We start from the raw sequence: 16,831 nt of genomic DNA, 5'->3' as shown, positions 1-16,831 counted from the left end.
GTCAGGCCGCCCGCTCGGCCGGCGAGGCCGGCATCGGCACGAAGCCGGGCAGCGCCTCGACGCGCGACAGCCACGCCTCGATGCCGGGATAGGGGGCCAGTGCGACGCCGCCCTCCGGCGCGTGCGCCGTGTAGCTGTACAGTGCGAGGTCGGCGATGGTCGCGGCCCGGCCGACGAGGAAGCGCCGGGTGGCGAGATGCCGGTCGAGCACCCCGAACAGCCCGTGTGCGGTCGCGCGGGCGGCGTCGAGGTCGCCCTCCGCGCCGAAGCGGACGATGAGCCGCGCCCGGTTCGGTCCGGCGGCGAGGGGGCCGGCCGCGACCGACAGCCAGCGCTGGATCTCGGCGGCGGTCTCCGCATCGGCCGGGTACCAGGTGCCGGCGGCATCGTAGCGGCGCGCCAGATAGACCAGGATGGCGTTGCTGTCGGCGATGACGATGTCGCCGTCCTGCAGCACCGGAATCTGGCCGAACGGGTTCTTGGCGACGAACTCCGGGCGCCTGTGGGCGCCGGCGGCGAGGTCGACGTCGATCCGCTCCGCCGCGAGGCCGAGCAGCGACAGCAACAGCTCGACCCGGTGGGCGTGGCCGGAGAGCGGGTGGCGGTGGAGGACGAGACGCGGGGCGGGGGCGGTCATCGCGGGGGCTCCGGGCGGGAGGATCGGGTGACCCGAAGCTAGTTGTTGCCCTTCTCGAGGAGAATATACTCGATCGGAAACGGATCGTTGCAATCTTCGGAATGATCGATGGACCGGCTCGGCACCATGCGGGCGTTCGTGGCGGTCGCGGACGCCGCGGGATTCGCGGCGGCGGCGCGGCGGCTCGGGATGTCGGCGCCGGCCGTGACGCGGGCGATCGCGGACCTGGAGCAGGCGGTCGGCACGCGCCTGCTGCGCCGGACCACCCGGGTGGTCCGGCTCACCGAGGCGGGACATCGGTTCCTCGCCGACTGCCGGCGAATCCTGGCCGAGACGGACGAGGCCATGGCGCTCGCCGCCGGCAGCCAGGCGGAGCCGCGCGGCCGGGTGGTGGTGACGGCGCCGGCGATGTTCGGCCGCCGCCATGTCGCCCCGGTGATGCTGGCCGTGGCGGAGCGCTATCCGCGGCTCGCGCTGCAGACCGTGTTCGTCGACCGGGTGGTCGATCTCGTCGACGAGGGCGTCGACGTGGCGGTGCGCATCGCCCATCTCGGCGACTCGGCGCTCACCGCCGCCAGGGTGGGGGCGGTCCGTCGGGTGGTCTGCGCCGCGCCCGCCTATCTGGACCGGCACGGAGTGCCGGCGGCGCCACGCGATCTCGCGGCGCACGAGGCGATCGCCTTCTCGCACGCGGCGGCCGACGCCCTGTGGGCCTTCCCGGCGGGAGGGCGGACCATGACGGTGCGGCCGCGCACCCGGATGGTGGTCAACTCCGCCGAGATGGCGGTCGCGGCGGCGGCGGCCGGTCTCGGCCTCGCTCGCGTGCTCTCCTATCAGGCCGTCCACGAGGTGCGGGCCGGGCGGCTGCGCATCGTGCTCGCCGCGCACGAGCCCCCGCCCGTGCCGGTGCACGTCGTCCACGCCGACGGACGGCGCGCGGCCGCCAGGGTCAGGGCCGTGGTCGACCTCGCGGTCGAGCGGCTCCGGGCGGATGCGCCGAGCTGGATCGAGGTGTGAGGATCGGGGCGAGCGGCCGGCCCGGCGGCTCACATGGCGCGGACGCGCACCAGGAAATCGTCGACCCGCTGGGCGAGCTCGCCGGCCCGCTCCTGCAGCGCCTGCGAGCCGCCGAGGACGTGGGTCGAGGAGCGTCCCGTCTCCTCGGCCGCCTGCTTGACGCCGGAGATGTTGGCCGAGACCTCGCGGGTGGCGGCCGACTGCTCCTCGACGGCGCCCGAGATCGAGGTGTTCACCTCGCTGATGCGCGAGATGACGCGGGCGAACTCCTGGATGGTGGCGGCCGTGGTCTTGGTCGAATCCTGGATACCGCGGATCTGCTGCTCGATCTCCTCGGTCGCCTTGCCGGTCTGGCTGGCGAGCGTCTTGACCTCGGAGGCGACGACGCTGAAGCCCTTGCCGGCCTCGCCGGCGCGGGCCGCCTCGATGGTGGCGTTGAGGGCCAGCAGATTGGTCTGCGCGGCGATCTGGGCGATCATCTTGGTCACCTCGCCGACCTTGTCGGCGGCCTGCACCAGCTCGGTGACCAGCTTGTCGGACTTGTTCGCCTCCGCCACGGCGAAGTCGATCATCCGGGTCGCCTCGGTGAGCTGCCGGGCGATCTCGCCCGCCGAGGCGGAGAGCTCCTCGGAGGCGACCGCCATGGTGGTCGACTGGTTGGAGGTCTGCTCGGCCGCGGTGGCGAGCGACTGCGCCTCGTGCTTCATCTCGCCGGCCGACGCCGCGACGGTTCCGACCAGGGACTTGACGGTCTGCTCGAAGGAGGCGGCGAGTGCGGCGTTCTCGGCCTTGCGCTTCGACAGGTCGGTGGCGAACTTCACCACCTTGTAGACGCGGCCGTTCATGTCGAAGATCGGGTTGTAGGAGGCCTCGATCCACACCTCCCTGCCGCCCTTGCCGATGCGCCGGTACTGCCGCGCCTGGAACTCGCCGCGGTTGAGCGCCTCCCAGAACCGCCTGTACTCGGCCCCGGCGCGCTCCGCCGGATCGACGAACATGCCGTGGTGCTTGCCCTGAACCTCGGCGAGCGTGTAGCCGAGCACGGCCAGGAAGTTCTCGTTGGCCGTGATGATGGTGCCGTCGAGCTCGAACTCGATGACGGCCTGCGAGCGGCCGATGGCGTTCACCTTGCCGAGCAGGTCGGCGTATTCGAGCTTCGTCGCGGTGATGTCGGTGGCATACTTCACCACCTTGAACGGCTTGCCGCGCGCGTTCAGCACGGGATTGTAGGAGGCCTCGATCCACACCTCCCTGCCGCCCTTGCCGATCCGCTTGAACTGCGCCCGCTCGAACTCGCCGCGGTTCAGCTTCGTCCAGAACTCGCGGTAGGCCGCGCTCTCGGCGTATTGCGGCTCGACGAACATGCGGTGGTGCTTGCCGCGCACCTCGTCGAGCGTGTAGCCCATCGCGTCGAGGAAGTTCTTGTTCGCTGTCAGGATCGTGCCATCCATCGCGAATTCGATCACGGCCTGCGAGCGGTCGAGCGCGGCCAGGGTCGCGGCAGGCGAGTTCGAGGACAGGAAGCGGCGCATGTCAGGGTCTCGCGGCTGAGATGAGAAGCGAGCCCAAGGAGCTCGTCGCCGTAAGATGCGGGTACAAAATTACTAAACTTTGAAATTGATCTGCCAGAGCTCGAGACATGCCGAGTAATGTCGGCGCTCCGCCATCGTGTTCAACGAAGCCTTGCCTCGATCTTCGACTGTCCCTAGTTCGTTCGAGCTAGATCGTTTCTGATAACGTGACGCCGATCGGCGGTCGTGTCTGGTCGCAGCGCAGACGGATGCGCAGCGTTCGGCATTGCCCAGGGTCGGTCGGAGCCCGGCGGGGCTCACTCGCGGTCGAGCGCCACCACCCGGCCGCGCTCGACGGCGAGCGACAGCCGGCCGTGCTTGAGGGCCAGCGCCTTCTCGCCGAACAGCTCGCGGCGCCAGCCCTTGAGGGCCCGCACGTCGGCCTCGTCATCGGCCGCGATGTGCTCGAGGTCGTCGACCGTGGCGATCACCTTGGCGGCGACGCCGTGGCGCTCCGCCGTCATGCGCAGCAGGACCTTGAGCAGCTCGACGGTGGCGCTGCCGTTGGCCAGCGGCCGGCTGCGCTCGATCGGCGGCAGCGTCTTGGGGTCGCGGGCGAGCCCCGCCTTGATCGCGTCGAGGATGTCCTGGCCCCAACGCGAGCGCTCGAAGCCCTTGGGCAGCGAGCGCAGCGAGGCGAGGCGCTCTGGCGTGGTCGGCGCCTGCACGGCGATCTCGCCGATCACGTCGTCCTTGAGGACGCGGCCCCGCGGCACGTCGCGCGACTGCGCCTCGCGCTCCCGCCAAGCGGCGACCTCGATCAGGATGGCGAGCTCCTTGGGCTTGCGCACCCGGCTCTTCAGCCGCTCCCAGGCGGTCTCCGGATCGGCCCGGTAGGTCGACGGCGAGGTGAGGATCTCCATCTCCTCGTCGACCCAGTTGGTGCGGCCGCGCCGGGCGAGGTCCTCCGAGAGGGCCAGATAGGCGTCGCGCAGATGGGTGACGTCGGACATCGCGTAGCAGATCTGGGCCGGCGTCAGCGGCCGCCGCGACCAGTCGGTGAAGCGGTGCGACTTGTCGAGCGTGTCGCCAGTGATTCGCTGCACCAGCTGGTCGTAGGAGATGGCGTCGCCGAAGCCCAGCACCATGGCGGCGACCTGGGTGTCGAAGATCGGCTGCGGGATCAGCGAGGCCTGGTGCCAGACGATCTCGATGTCCTGGCGGGCGGCGTGGAAGACCTTGAGAACGGCCTGGTTCGCCATCAGGGCGTAGAACGGGGCGAGGTCGATGCCCTCGGCGAGGGTGTCGATCACCACGGCCTCGTCGCGGCTCGCCATCTGGGCGACGCAGAGCAGCGGATAGTAGGTGCTCTCGCGCAGGAACTCGGTGTCGACCGTCACGAACGGATGGGCGGCCATGCGTTCGCAGACGGCGGCGAGCGCCTCGGTGGTGGTGATCGGTTCGACGGCCGGAAAATCGGCAGCCTCGCCGGAGGCGCGGACGGTTCGCGTACGCAACGGATCCTCGATCAGCATCGAACGGGGCGCCACGGGGGAGATGCGCCTCGCACGCCGAAAAGGCGATGAAACGGATGGGTCGACGGGCTGAGGTTCATGTGGTCCGAATCTTAGCGCGACGAACCGGCGAGGTCGAGCAGTGCACGCCCGACCGCTCGGAAAATCAAGGGTTTCGGCAGGCAGGCGGTATCGACGCCCGGTTCCGGTGCGGGTTTTCCACCTCCGGCGGGCCGCTCACGCCGCCATCGCGTGCTCGTAGATGTCCTCCTCCTGGGCATTGTGGATGCGCACCAGCGCCTCGATCGACTCGATCACCCGCTGGGCGTCGCGCACCAGGTAGCGGTCGACGTCCCCCGGCTCGAGGCCGTCGGCGAGTCGCCCCAGCATGCGGGCGAGATGCTGGATCTCGCGGTGCGCCCGGCTCATCGCCGAGAGGCCGTGGCCGTCGGCGAGGAAGCGGGTGAGCCGCGGATAGACCGAGGTCTCGTCGTCCCGCTCGTGGCTGACCACCTCCCGGGCGACCAGCCGGTCGGCCTCGCGGACCAGGCGGACGGCGTCGTCCGGCCCGGCGTCGTCGAGCGCGTCGGCGATCGCCCGCAGGCCGTCGAGGCTGCGCTCGAGGCGGGCGTGGTCCTCGCGCAGGTCCTGCGCCGCGGTCGACGACATCGTGCGCTGGCGGCGGCCGGCCGCCCGGCCGGGCCCGAGCGCCCGCAGCGCGTTGAGGATGACGGCGACGTCGATCGCCTCCTGCACCAGGGCGGCGGGGACCGGGTCGAGATGGCCGAAGGCGGCGGCCAGCATGGCGACGCCGGACAGCGCCATCCCGGCCACGATGCTCTGGACCGCGATCCGGCGGGCGCGGCGCGCCACCATCACGGCGCGCGACACGCGGTCGAGCCGGTCGACCAGGATCACCACGTCGGCGGCCGCCGAGGAGGCCGAGGCACCGCGAGCCCCCATGGCGATGCCGACCCCGGCGGCGGCGAGCGCGGGCGCGTCGTTGATGCCGTCGCCGACCATCAGGGTGGGGGCGAGGCGCTGCTCGGTCGCCACCGCGTCGACCTTGTCGGACGGGGTGCGGTCGGCCAGCACGGCGTCGAGGTCGAGCGCCGCCCCGATCGTCTCGGCGGCGTCGGCGCGGTCGCCGGTGACCATCATGATCCGGGCGATGCCGGCGGAGCGCAGCAGCTGGATCGCCCGCGGCGTCTCCTTGCGCAGCTCGTCGGCGAGCAGGAGCGCCCCGGCCGGGCGGCCGTCCACCATCACGAAGGCGGCGAGCGCCGACCGCCACGAGGCGCGGCGCAGCGCCCGCGTGGCCCAGTCGGGCATCCGGGCGCTGCCGAACGCCATCGCCGGGGCGCCGACCCGGACGGTGCAGCCGTCGACCCGGCCTTCGAGACCCGCCCCGAGGCTCTCGCGGACCTCGGCCGGCATGGTCAGGGCGAGACCGCGGGCCGTGGCGGCGGCGACGATGGCGCCGGCCACAACGTGGTGCGAGGCCTGCTCGAGCGAGGCGGCGAGGCGCAGCACCGCGTCGGCGCTCTCGCCCGGCGCGGTCTCGATCGCCACCAGCCGGGCGCCGCCGACCGTCAGGGTGCCGGTCTTGTCGAACATCACGGTGCGGATCGCGGCGAGCGCCTCCAGGGCGCCGCCGCCCTTGACCAGGATGCCGTGGCGGGCCGCCTGGGAGACGCCGGCGATGAAGGCGACCGGAGCGGCGAGGATCAGCGGGCAGGGGGTCGAGGCGACCAGCACGGCGAGCGCCCGGATCGGATCGCCCGACAGCGCCCAGGCGAGGCCGGCCAGCGCCAGCGTCGCCGGCAGGAGGAGCAGGGCGTAGCGGTCGGCGACCCGGATGAACGGCGCCTTGGCGGTCTGCGCCGCCGTGACCATGCGGACGATGCCCGCATAGGTGCTCTCGCCGGCCGTGGCGCCCGCCCGCATCTCGAACGTCTCGCCGACGTTCACGGTGCCGCTGCGGATCTCCTCGCCGGCGCGGCGGGTCACCGGCAGGGCCTCGCCCGTGAGGGCGGACTCGTCGATGACGGCGCCGGCGCTCGCCACCGTGCCGTCGACCGGGACGACCTCGCCGGCCCGCACCAGCACGAGGTCGCCGATCTCGACCGCCTCCACCGGCACGTCCTCGACCGTGTCGCCGCCGCGCCGGTGGGCGAGCCGCGGGGCGCGGTCGACCAGGGCGCGCAGGTCGCGCTCGGCCCGCGTCACCGCGATGTCCTCCAGCACGTTGCCGCCCGTGTACATGATGGCGACCACCACGCCGGCGAGCGGCTCGCCGAACGCCAGGGCGGCGCTCATCGACACGAAGGCGACGGCGTCGACCCCCATGCGGCCGGCGAGCAGGGCGCGGACGATGGAGACCGCCAGCGCGACGACCACCGGCACGGTGCCGGCCGTCCACGACCAGTGCGCGACGGCCGGCGCGCCGGCCGCCCAGGCGGCGAGGCCGGCGACGAGGCCGGCCACGGCCGTCGCGACCAGTCCATAGCGTTCGATCGCCTCGCGCATCGCATCCCCGCGGTGGCCGGAGGGCCGTCGCGACTCCGCTAGCATCGCCTGGAAGTCTTTGGAAGTACGGTATTTTCCGGTATCGTGCCGCGACTGCGAGGCATTCGCGTCAATCGCGTCACGGGGCCGGCCCGCGGCTCGGGGCGCCGTGCTCAGCCGCGGCGAGGCAGCGCGCCACCACGGCCCTGACCTCCTTGAGATCGAGTGGCTTGCGCAGGCTCGCCTCGGCCCCGAGCTCGACCGCCATCTTGAGGTAGTCGGGCGCCGGGAAGCCCGGCAGGGTCGCGCGCTCGCCCGAGATCGCCACCACGGGCAGGGCGGGGGCTTGCCGCTTCAGGGCCCGCAGGGTCTCGAAGCCGTCCATGTCGGGCATGAAGACGTCGCAGATGACGAGGTCGACCCGGGTGGCGCCGACGGCCGCCAGGGCGTCGCGCCCGCTCGCCGCCGTGGCCACGGTGTGCCCGGCGGTCTCGAGCAGGAGGCTCAGCGTGACACGGACGAATTCGTCGTCGTCCACGACCAGGACATGGGCCATTGCGGATCGGGTCGCCGGGTCATAGCCGTCGTGCAGCGGGTGACGTTTCTATGATACACGGCGCAGTGTATACAGTACTCAAAAAAGAATCCGAACTTGTCGCGACAGGGTCGCGCAAATCCGTGCGTCCGCGATAAACACGCCCCATGAAACCCCTCGTCTCTCCCTTCACAGCGTCGCCGCCCGAGGACGGGCCCCGCCGGAGCCCGCCCCGCGCCGCCGCGCCGGTCGGCGACGTGCTGGCCGGCGGCCCGGCCCATGCCCGCGACGAGCTGCTGCGCCTGTGCATCGAGGCGGCGCCGGTGGGCATCGCCATGTTCGACCGCGCGATGGTGTGCCTCGCCGCCAGCCGGAGGTTCCAGGCGGATCACGGCGTCGCCGGCCGGGAGCTGGTCGGCCGCAACCACTACGAGGTCTTCCCGGACATTCCGCAGCGCTGGCGCGACGTCCATGCCCGCTGCCTCGCCGGTGCCAGCGAGCGCTGCGACGCCGACCGCTACGAGGCGCCGGGGCTTCCCCCCAAATGGATCCGCTGGGAGATCCGGCCTTGGTACGAGCCGGGCGGCACCATCGGCGGCATCGTGCTGTTCACCGAGGACATCTCCGACGCGGTGGCGCGCGAGACCGAGCTGCGGCGCTGGGCCGACACGTTCGAGAACGCCGCCTTCGGAATCACGGTGACCGACGCCACGACCAACACGATCGCCTTCGCCAATCCGGCCCGCGCCGCGATGGTCGGCCGCACCGTCGCCGAAGTCTGCGGCGCCCACGTCCTCGACGACTATCCGGAGCACGAGCGGGCGCGCGTCGCCGCGCTGCTCGCCGAAGCCGACCGCACCGGCCGGGTGATCTACGACACCGTCTTCCTGCGCCGCGACGGCTCGACCATGCCGGTCCAGCTCGACATCACCAGCGTGCGCAACGCCGACGACAGCGTCCGCTACCGCATCGCCACCGCCCTCGACATCACCGACCGGCAGCTCGCCGAGCAGGCCCGCCGGGAGAGCGAGGCGGAGGTGCGGCGCTACGGCGATCTGCTGCGCACCATGATCGACACGATGGCGGAAGCCGTCCTGATGATCGACGCCGAGGGCCGCACCCTGTTCGCCAACACGGCGTGCCGGGCGATGTTCGGCGATCGCGACGACATCGGCTCGCCCGAGTGGCAGAAGATCTACCAGCGGTTCCGGCCCGACGGCGTCACGCCCTATCCGGCGGAAGAGGCGCCGATCGAGCGCGCCCGCCGCGGCGAGAACTTCGACGACATCGAGATCATCTGCCGGCGCGTCAACGGCGAGAGCGACCTCCACATCGTCGCCAGCGGCCGCTCGATCCGCAGCGAGACCGGCCGTCACGAGGCAGCCGTGGTGGTCTATCGCGACGTCTCCGAGCTGTTCGAGAAGACGGTCGCGGCGCAGCGCAGCGCCGAGCTGTTCGAGAAGACCATCGCGTCGATCCCGGACGCCTTCCTGGTCACCGACGAGAACCGCAACTTCCTGCACCTCAACCCGGCCTGCAAGACGCTGCTCGGGATCGACGGGTCGCGCTCGCTCGACGAGTGGGAGCGGTCCTACGCGATCTTCCAGCCCGACGGCGCCACCGAGGTGCCGCACGACGAGCGGCCGCTGCGCCGGGTGCTGCGCGGCGAGCCGATCGACGCCAGCGAGCTGGTGCTGCGCGAGGTGGCGACCGGCCGCGATCTCGCCCTGTCGCTCACCGCCCGGCCGATCTACGACGGCGACGGCGTGGTGCGCGGCGCCGTGCTGCTCTACCACGACCTGTCGAAGTCGAAGCACATCGAGCGCCAGCTCCGGCAGGGCCAGAAGATGGACGCGATCGGCCAGCTCACCGGCGGCGTCGCGCACGACTTCAACAACATCCTGACCGCCATCACCTGCACGATCGAGATCCTCGCCAAGGGGGTGGCCGACCGGCCGCATCTCGCCACCATCGCCCGTATCATCGACCAGGCGGCACGGCGCGGCGCCGACCTCACCCGCCAGCTGCTCGCCTTCGCCCGCCGGCAGCCGCTCGACCCGCGGCCGACCGACATCAACGGCCTGATGTCCGACACGGCCCGTCTGCTGCGCCCGACGCTCGGCGAGCACATCGAACTCGCCACCGCGATGGCCGACGGGCTGTGGCCCGCCATGGTCGACGCCTCGCAGCTCTCGACCGCGGTGATCAACCTCGCCGTCAACGCCCGCGACGCCATGCCGGACGGCGGCAAGCTGACCATCGAGACGGCCAACGTCACCCTCGACGAGACCTATGCCGAGACCAACCCGGACGCGCGGCCCGGCGACTACGTGATGATCGCGGTCTCCGACAACGGCACCGGCATCCCGGCGGCGATCCGCGACAAGGTGTTCGAGCCGTTCTTCACCACCAAGGACGTCGGCCGTGGCACCGGCCTCGGCCTGAGCATGGTCTACGGCTTCATCCGCCAGTCGGGCGGCCACGTGAAGCTGTACAGCGAGGAGGGGCAGGGCACCTCGATCAAGCTCTACCTCCCGCGCATCGTCGAGAGCGAGGAGGGCGAAGAGGACGGCCCGGCGATCGACGCCATGACGGGCGGCGACGAGACCATCCTGGTGGTCGAGGACGACGACCTGGTGCGCCGCAACGTCATCACGCTGCTCGAAGACCTCGGCTACACGGCGTTCGCGGCGAGCAGCGGGCCGGAGGCGCTGAAGCTGCTCGACGACGGCAAGGAGTTCGAGCTCCTGTTCACCGACGTGATCATGCCGGGCGGCATGAACGGCCGCGAGCTCGCCGCCGAGGTGCTGCGCCGGCGGCCGTCCGTGAAGGTGCTCTACACGTCCGGCTACGCCGAGGACGCGATCGTCCACCACGGCCGGCTCGATCCCGACGTGACGCTGCTCAACAAGCCCTACCGCAAGGCCGACCTCGCCCGGAAGGTGCGCGAGGCGCTGGCCGGCCCCGGGGCGCCCGGCGCGGGCTCGCGCAAGCGCCGGCGGCGGACCACCCACGAGCCGCCGGGCGAGGGCGCGTAGCGGGGTCTCGAAATCCGGTTCCGGTCGTTCCGGGGCCGGCCGAACGACGGCGCCCGGACTCCATCACCCCTGTCTTTCCGCACCGATCGCGACCGGACATGGAGCCCGGAGCAGCCGCGTCACGGGCAGCCCCTCATGCGCCGGCGAGCGGGGTCCGCGCGACGATGTAGGGGCCGTTGGGGTTGGTGCCGAAGACGCGTTCGTCGACGATCTCGAAGCCGGCATCCCGGATGGTCTGGCGCAGCGCGGCCCTGGTCAGTGCGTTGACGGGCGGGAACAGGCCGATCGTGCGCAGGGCGAGGAACAGGCCGCGCAGCTTGAATCCCATGTCGGCGAAGCACCAGGTCTTGGTGATCAACAGGCCGCCGGGCTTCAGATGGGCGTGGATCCGCGCGAGCGTGCCGGGCAGATCTCCGACCAGATGCAGGACCTGGAAGGCGCAGATCGCGTCGAACGGGCCGCCGTCGAAGGCGTTCTGCGCATCGGCGAGGACGAAGCGCAGGTTGTCCGGCGCCGGCTTGGCGCCGGCGATGCGCAGCATCTCGGGCGAGAAGTCGGTCGCCGTCCACTCCGCCACGCCGGGGGCGAGGCGGATCGCGGTCGATCCCGAGCCGCAGCCGATCTCCAGCACGCGATCGGTCGGACGCACCCGCCCGGCGACGTCGGCCAGCATCGCCTCGTAGGCGGCCGGGTCCTTGACCGGCTTCGCCGCGTAGCGGGCGGCGATCCTGTTCCAGAATCTGACGTGTCGGGTCTCGGCCATCGCGGGTCTCTCCGGATCCAGGGTGCGAGATGCGGCGCTCAGAGATACGGCTCGACGATGGAGCGCAGGTCGACCCGAGCCCGCATCCGCGTGGCGAGCAGGTACATGCCGCCGAACTTGCGCTGCAGGAACAGCGTGTCCATCGGCGGGATGCGGAAGTACTCGCGGTCCTCGGCCATCGCCAGGCCGGCATCGCGCATCCGCATCGCGAGATCGCTGGCGCCGAAGTCGAAGGGCGCGTCCTGCCGCAGCGGCTCGAGCGACATCTCGAACATCGCGAGCATGGCGGCTTCGAGCCGCGCCGGCATGCCGCCCGCCAGGAAGCCGATCTGCAGCGCGGCGGCCCGGATGCCGTCGCGGTCGCGGGCGAGCCCGGCGCGCAGGAGGCGGCGCCAGAGGTCGACGAAATCCTCGGGGAAGGCACGGGTGGCGCCGAAGTCGAGAAGGATCACGCGGCCGGTCGCGGGCGCGTAGCGGTAGTTGGCGAAGTTCGGGTCCGTCTGCATCAGGCGGAACTCGAACAGCTCGCGGAACAGGAGGCCGATCAGCAGCGTCATCACCCGGTCGCGCTCGGCCTGCGGCGCGGTGGCGAGCTCTTCCACCGGCCGGCCCTCGACATAGCTCATCGCCAGCACGTTCGGCGTGGTCAGGTCGCCGTGCAGGGCGGGCACGTGGAACTCGCTCCGGCCCTCGATGAGCGTGCCGAAGCGCGCGAGGGCCCGCCCTTCGCGCTCGTAGTCGGCCTCCTCGTGCAGCTGCCGCCGGGCCTCGGCCAGCATGGGCGCGATGTCGACGCCGCGCGGCACCAGACCGGCGAGGCGCAGCAGCGCGGCGACGTTGCCGACGTCGGAATCGATGCTCTTGCGCACGCCCGGATACTGCACCTTGATCGCCAGATCGCGACCGTCCCGGGTCCGCGCGCGGTGGACCTGGCCGATCGAGGCGGCGGCGACCGGATGGGTCTCGAAGGTCTCGAACCGCCCCCGCCAGTCGGTGCCCCAGGCGTGGGTCAGCACGCGCTTGAGCTGCGCCCAGGGCATGTGATGCGCGTCGGCGCGCAGGCGGGCGAGGATCTGCGCCAGCTCCGGCGGCAGCATGTCGCCCGCGTCCATCGAGATCAGCTGGCCGACCTTCATGGCCGCCCCGCGCATCCGCGCCAGCTCGTCGGCGACCTTCATGGCGTTGGCGGGCGTGAGCAGCAGGTCTCCCATCCGCGGGCGCTCGCCGCGCGCGAGGTGCCGCGCCACCTCGCCGGCGACGTTGCCGGCGATCGACGAGGCGAGCCCGCCCAGCTTGGCGAGCCGCGACAGGCGCGAGCTCGGCACGGCCAGCGCCTTCCTCTCGAACGTCCGATGCGGCATCGGGGACTCCCTGCGGGGCGGCCGGGGCGGGGGCGAGCGCACGAGGCCTGGACCGGTCCCGCCTACGTGCGGCCGGTGGCCTCCGGTCGTCTGTGACGATGTCACCGCCGGCACGGCCGGCGGCGCGAGTGCGATCGCGGGACCGCCCCGGACCCTACAGCCCCCGCACCTTCGGCAGGAAGATGAAAGGCCAGGGCGACGGCATCGGACCGACCGGCACCTCGATCACGGTGGGGACGTCGCGGCGGGCGAAGCCGCGCTTCAGCGCGGCGTTCAGCTCCGCGGGCGTGCGGGCGCGCTCGGCGCTGGCGCCGAACGACTCGGCGAACTTCACGAAGTCCGGGTTGGCGAGGTCGCAGGCGATCAGCCGGTTCCCGTAGCTCTCCTCCTGGATGCGCCGGACATTGCCGAAGGCGCCGTCGGCGAACACCACGGCGACCAGCGGAATCCGGTGACGCATCGCGGTGGCGATCTCGTTCGCCGTGTACATGAAGCCGCCGTCGCCGTTGATCGACAGCACCGGCACGTCGCGCCGGGCGTCGGCGGCGCCGAGCGCCGTCGCATAGCCCCAGCCGAGATTGTCCTGGTAGCCGGGCGAGAGGAAGGTCCGCGGCGCGTAGACCGGCATGGCGAGGCGCGCCGCGAAGCCGATCTGGGTCACCTCGTCGACGAAGATGCCGTCGTCCGGAAGCGCCGCGCGGATGGCGTCGAGGAAGGCGAGCTGCGGCTGCAGCACCGAGAGCCTCTCGCGGAGCTTCGCCTGGCGCTCCTCCATCTCGGCACGGCGCGACGGGCGGGCGCGGTTCCGGGCCGGGACGAGGTCGATCAGCCGGCGCAGGATGGGGGCGGCGTCGCCGACCAGCGCCACGGCCGGGTCGGCGTGGCGGGTCGGCTCCTCCGGGTCGGCGTTGACGTGGACGACCTTCAGGTCGTCGTCGACGCCCCAGTCGCGGAGCTGGAAGAACAGCCGCGTGCCGACCGCCAGCACCACGTCGGCCTCGCGCCACAGCTCGTGGGCGAGCGGATGGGTGACGCTGAGCGGATCGCGGCTGGTGAGAACCCCGCGGCCGCGGCGGAAGCCGGAGGCGACGGGCGCCTGCAGCATGGCCGACAGGGCCGCGATCTCGTCGGCCGCGTCGAAGGCGCCGCCGCCGACGAAGATCACCGGGCTTTTGGCCGCGCCGAGCAGCTCTGCGGCGGCGCGCAGCGCGTCCTCGTCGAATGCGGGGGCCGGCGGCGGGTCCGGCGGTGCGACCGCGGGCAGGGCGGCCGCGCGGGCCCACACGTCCATGCCGCATTCGAGGATCGCCGGGCCCGGCCGGCCCGTCGCCATCGCCCGGATCGCCTGCGCCACCAGCGGCGCCGCCTGCTCCGGCGCCCGGATGCGTGCCGAAAAGTCCACCAGCCGCGCGACGATGCCGGCCTGGTCGCGGATCTCGTGCAGGTGGCTCCGGCCGAGGCCGATCTCGGCGTCGGGGATCTGGCCGACCAGGCCGAGAACCGGGGCGTTCATCGAATAGGCGGTGAGGATCGCGGCCGAGGCGTTGAGGAGGCCCGGCCCGGGCACCACGGCGAAGGCCTGCGGCCGGCCCGTCGCCAGCGCCGCCCCCAGCGCCATGTAGGCAGCGCCCTGCTCGTGGCGGGCGTGCAGGGTCCGGATACGCTCGGCGTTGCGCCAGAGAGAATCGAACAACGGGTCGTTGTGCACGCCCGGCAGGGCGTAGAGCGTGTCGATCCCGTGCGCCAGGAGCGCCGCGACGGCCGCGTCGGCCGTGGTCGTCAGGTCCATTGTCGCCTCGATGCTCGCGTCCGGGGGATGACGGCCGTATAGCCCACCGCCGCCATGCTGTCGCGCCGTGCGTCGGCTCCGGCCGACCCTGCCCGGGCGGCCGGCCGGCGGGCCGGAGGCCCGGATTCGGCAGGGCGGAGCAGGCCGGCCGCGTCTTGACAAGCCCGCGGCCCGCGTGCGCTTTTGCGGCCGAATTCACCGGGCCGGGCGCCTCGCGCCCGCCTTCTGCTTCGATGGACCGCCATGCATCGCTATCGGACTCACACCTGCGGCGCGCTCCGCGCGAGCGACGTCGGCGCCACGGCCCGCCTGTCGGGCTGGTGCCACCGCATTCGCGACCACGGCGGCGTGCTGTTCATCGATCTGCGCGACCATTACGGCCTCACCCAGGTGGTGGTGGACCCCGATTCGCCGGCCTTCCCGATCGCCGAGAAGGTGCGCTTCGAGTGGGTGATCCGGGTCGACGGGCTGGTGCGCAACCGCCCGGCCGGCACCGAGAACCCGGATCTGCCGACCGGGCAGGTCGAGGTCTATGCCCGCGAGATCGAGGTGCTCGGCCCCGCCGCCGAGCTGCCCATGCCGGTGTTCGGCGACCAGGAGTATCCGGAGGACATCCGGCTGCGCTATCGCTTCCTGGATCTGCGCCGCGAGCGCCTGCACAGGAACATCATGCTGCGCGGGCAGATCATCGACTCGCTGCGCCGGCGCATGAAGGAGCAGGGCTTCTTCGAGTTCCAGACGCCGATCCTGACCGCGTCGAGCCCCGAGGGCGCCCGCGACTTCCTCGTCCCGTCGCGCATCCATCCCGGCAAGTTCTACGCGCTGCCGCAGGCGCCGCAGCAGTTCAAGCAGCTCATCATGGTGTCGGGCTTCGATCGCTACTTCCAGATCGCGCCCTGCTTCCGCGACGAGGACGCCCGCGCCGACCGCTCGCCCGGCGAGTTCTACCAGCTCGACCTGGAGATGAGCTTCGTCACCCAGCAGGACGTGTTCGACGCGGTCGAGCCGGTGCTCCGCGGCGTCTTCGAGGAGTTCGGCAACGGCAAGCGGGTGACGCCGAAGTTCCCGCTGATCCCGTTCAGCGAGGCGATGCGCAAGTACGGCTCCGACAAGCCGGATCTGCGCAACCCGATCGAGATGGCCGACGTTTCCGAGCATTTCCGCGGCTCGGGCTTCAAGGTGTTCGCCGGCATCCTGGCGAACGATCCGGCCGCCCAGGTGTGGGCGATCCCGGCGCCCGGCGGCGGCAACCGCGCCTTCTGCGACCGCATGAACGACTGGGCCAAGGGCGAGGGCCAGCCGGGGCTGGGCTACATCTTCTGGCGCGAGAACGAGGAGGGCGGTGCCGGTCCGCTCGCCAAGAACATCGGCGTCGATCGCACGACCGGCATCCGTGACCAGCTCGGCCTGAAGGTCGGCGACGCGGTGTTCTTCGTCGCCGGCAAGCCGAAGGACTTCGCCAAGTTCGCCGGCCTCGCCCGCACCAAGGTCGGCGAGGACCTGAACCTGGTCGACAAGGACCAGTTCGCGCTGTGCTGGATCGTCGACTTCCCGATGTACGAGTGGAACGAGGAGGAGAAGAAGATCGACTTCTCCCACAACCCGTTCTCGATGCCGAACATGCCGGCCGACGAGTTCCTGGCGCTCGATCCGAACGACAGCGAGACAATCTTGGGCATGAAGGCGATCCAGTACGACATCGTCTGCAACGGCATCGAGCTGTCGTCGGGCGCCATCCGGAACCATCGCCGGGACGTGATGAAGAAGGCCTTCGCCATCGCCGGCTACGGCGAGGAGGTGCTGGAGGCGAAGTTCGGCGGCATGCTGCGGGCGCTGTCGCTCGGCGCGCCGCCGCACGGCGGCATCGCGCCGGGCGTCGATCGCATCGTGATGCTGCTCGCCGGCGAGGAGAACCTCCGCGAGGTGGTGCTCTTCCCGATGAACCAGCGGGCCGAGGACCTCCTGATGGGCGCCCCCTCCGAGGTGACGCCCAAGCAGCTCCGCGAGCTCCACATCCGGCTGAACCTGCCGCAGAAGTAGAGGGGCGTTTCCGACCCTCTCCCTCAGGGAGAGGGTCGGGCGCGAGCGACGCTCGCGCCCGGGGTGAGGGGTTACGGAGCCGCTGGAGGCCTCGGCACCCCCTCACCCGGTTCGCCTT

General features: G+C 71.8%; 11 protein-coding genes. 3 read left to right on the top strand and 8 right to left on the bottom strand.

The window, feature by feature from the left end; translation table 11 throughout:
• Window position 1: 1 nt before the first annotated feature.
• Window positions 2–637, bottom strand: a complete 636-nt coding sequence (locus J2S22_RS22940; protein WP_272778607.1) for a glutathione S-transferase family protein — start codon at window positions 635–637, stop codon at window positions 2–4.
• Between the two features lie 108 nt (window positions 638–745).
• Here J2S22_RS22940 and J2S22_RS22935 point away from each other — a divergent pair, with 108 nt between their 5' ends.
• Complete coding sequence (locus J2S22_RS22935) at window positions 746–1,654, top strand: LysR substrate-binding domain-containing protein (protein WP_272778606.1); 909 nt, start codon at window positions 746–748, stop codon at window positions 1,652–1,654.
• 29 nt (window positions 1,655–1,683) lie between these two features.
• Here the strand turns inward: J2S22_RS22935 and J2S22_RS22930 are convergent, their stop codons facing one another.
• The 4 genes from J2S22_RS22930 to J2S22_RS22915 all read right to left on the bottom strand — a co-directional run bounded on the left by J2S22_RS22930 (window position 1,684) and on the right by J2S22_RS22915 (window position 7,743).
• Entirely contained in the window at window positions 1,684–3,186 is a 1,503-nt protein-coding gene (locus J2S22_RS22930; protein ID WP_272778605.1) for a methyl-accepting chemotaxis protein, read from the bottom strand.
• A 296-nt stretch (window positions 3,187–3,482) separates the two neighbouring features.
• On the bottom strand, window positions 3,483–4,682 hold the full coding sequence (gene rnd / locus J2S22_RS22925; RefSeq protein ID WP_272778604.1) for a ribonuclease D: 1,200 nt from the start codon (window positions 4,680–4,682) through the stop codon (window positions 3,483–3,485).
• A 234-nt stretch (window positions 4,683–4,916) separates the two neighbouring features.
• Window positions 4,917–7,208 (bottom strand): heavy metal translocating P-type ATPase, encoded by a 2,292-nt coding sequence (locus J2S22_RS22920; protein ID WP_272778603.1) that lies wholly within the window; start codon window positions 7,206–7,208, stop codon window positions 4,917–4,919.
• 118 nt (window positions 7,209–7,326) lie between these two features.
• Window positions 7,327–7,743 (bottom strand): response regulator, encoded by a 417-nt coding sequence (locus tag J2S22_RS22915; RefSeq protein ID WP_272778602.1) that lies wholly within the window; start codon window positions 7,741–7,743, stop codon window positions 7,327–7,329.
• A gap of 146 nt (window positions 7,744–7,889) precedes the next feature.
• Between J2S22_RS22915 and J2S22_RS22910 the strand changes: the two genes are divergently transcribed.
• Entirely contained in the window at window positions 7,890–10,760 is a 2,871-nt protein-coding gene (locus tag J2S22_RS22910) for a PAS domain S-box protein (RefSeq protein ID WP_272778601.1), read from the top strand.
• A gap of 133 nt (window positions 10,761–10,893) precedes the next feature.
• Here J2S22_RS22910 and J2S22_RS22905 read toward each other — a convergent pair whose 3' ends face one another.
• From J2S22_RS22905 to J2S22_RS22895, 3 genes are all read right to left on the bottom strand, one after another.
• Complete coding sequence (locus J2S22_RS22905) at window positions 10,894–11,523, bottom strand: class I SAM-dependent methyltransferase (protein WP_272778600.1); 630 nt, start codon at window positions 11,521–11,523, stop codon at window positions 10,894–10,896.
• Window positions 11,524–11,561: 38 nt separating this feature from the next.
• Window positions 11,562–12,884 (bottom strand): ABC1 kinase family protein, encoded by a 1,323-nt coding sequence (locus tag J2S22_RS22900; RefSeq protein WP_272778599.1) that lies wholly within the window; start codon window positions 12,882–12,884, stop codon window positions 11,562–11,564.
• 154 nt (window positions 12,885–13,038) lie between these two features.
• Entirely contained in the window at window positions 13,039–14,673 is a 1,635-nt protein-coding gene (locus J2S22_RS22895) for a thiamine pyrophosphate-dependent enzyme (RefSeq protein WP_272778598.1), read from the bottom strand.
• A gap of 243 nt (window positions 14,674–14,916) precedes the next feature.
• Here J2S22_RS22895 and aspS point away from each other — a divergent pair, with 243 nt between their 5' ends.
• Window positions 14,917–16,713 carry an aspartate--tRNA ligase gene (aspS, locus tag J2S22_RS22890; RefSeq protein WP_272778597.1) on the top strand — a complete coding sequence of 599 codons (1,797 nt, stop codon included), beginning with the start codon at window positions 14,917–14,919 and terminating at the stop codon, window positions 16,711–16,713.
• Window positions 16,714–16,831 lie beyond the last annotated feature (118 nt).

It is taken from the genome of Rhodoplanes tepidamans, from assembly GCF_030813915.1.
GTDB lineage: Bacteria > Pseudomonadota > Alphaproteobacteria > Rhizobiales > Xanthobacteraceae > Rhodoplanes > Rhodoplanes tepidamans.
This window is presented reverse-complemented; position numbering and strand designations above follow the sequence as displayed.

Coding starts and splice junctions, on each gene's coding strand:
- aspS (WP_272778597.1), top strand. CDS start 14,917: ATGCATCGCTATCGGACTCACACCTGCGGCGCGCTCCGCGCGAGCGAC.
- J2S22_RS22910 (WP_272778601.1), top strand. CDS start 7,890: ATGAAACCCCTCGTCTCTCCCTTCACAGCGTCGCCGCCCGAGGACGGG.
- J2S22_RS22905 (WP_272778600.1), bottom strand. CDS start 11,523: ATGGCCGAGACCCGACACGTCAGATTCTGGAACAGGATCGCCGCCCGC.
- J2S22_RS22900 (WP_272778599.1), bottom strand. CDS start 12,884: ATGCCGCATCGGACGTTCGAGAGGAAGGCGCTGGCCGTGCCGAGCTCG.
- J2S22_RS22930 (WP_272778605.1), bottom strand. CDS start 3,186: ATGCGCCGCTTCCTGTCCTCGAACTCGCCTGCCGCGACCCTGGCCGCG.
- J2S22_RS22940 (WP_272778607.1), bottom strand. CDS start 637: ATGACCGCCCCCGCCCCGCGTCTCGTCCTCCACCGCCACCCGCTCTCC.
- J2S22_RS22935 (WP_272778606.1), top strand. CDS start 746: ATGGACCGGCTCGGCACCATGCGGGCGTTCGTGGCGGTCGCGGACGCC.
- J2S22_RS22895 (WP_272778598.1), bottom strand. CDS start 14,673: ATGGACCTGACGACCACGGCCGACGCGGCCGTCGCGGCGCTCCTGGCG.
- J2S22_RS22920 (WP_272778603.1), bottom strand. CDS start 7,208: ATGCGCGAGGCGATCGAACGCTATGGACTGGTCGCGACGGCCGTGGCC.
- J2S22_RS22915 (WP_272778602.1), bottom strand. CDS start 7,743: ATGGCCCATGTCCTGGTCGTGGACGACGACGAATTCGTCCGTGTCACG.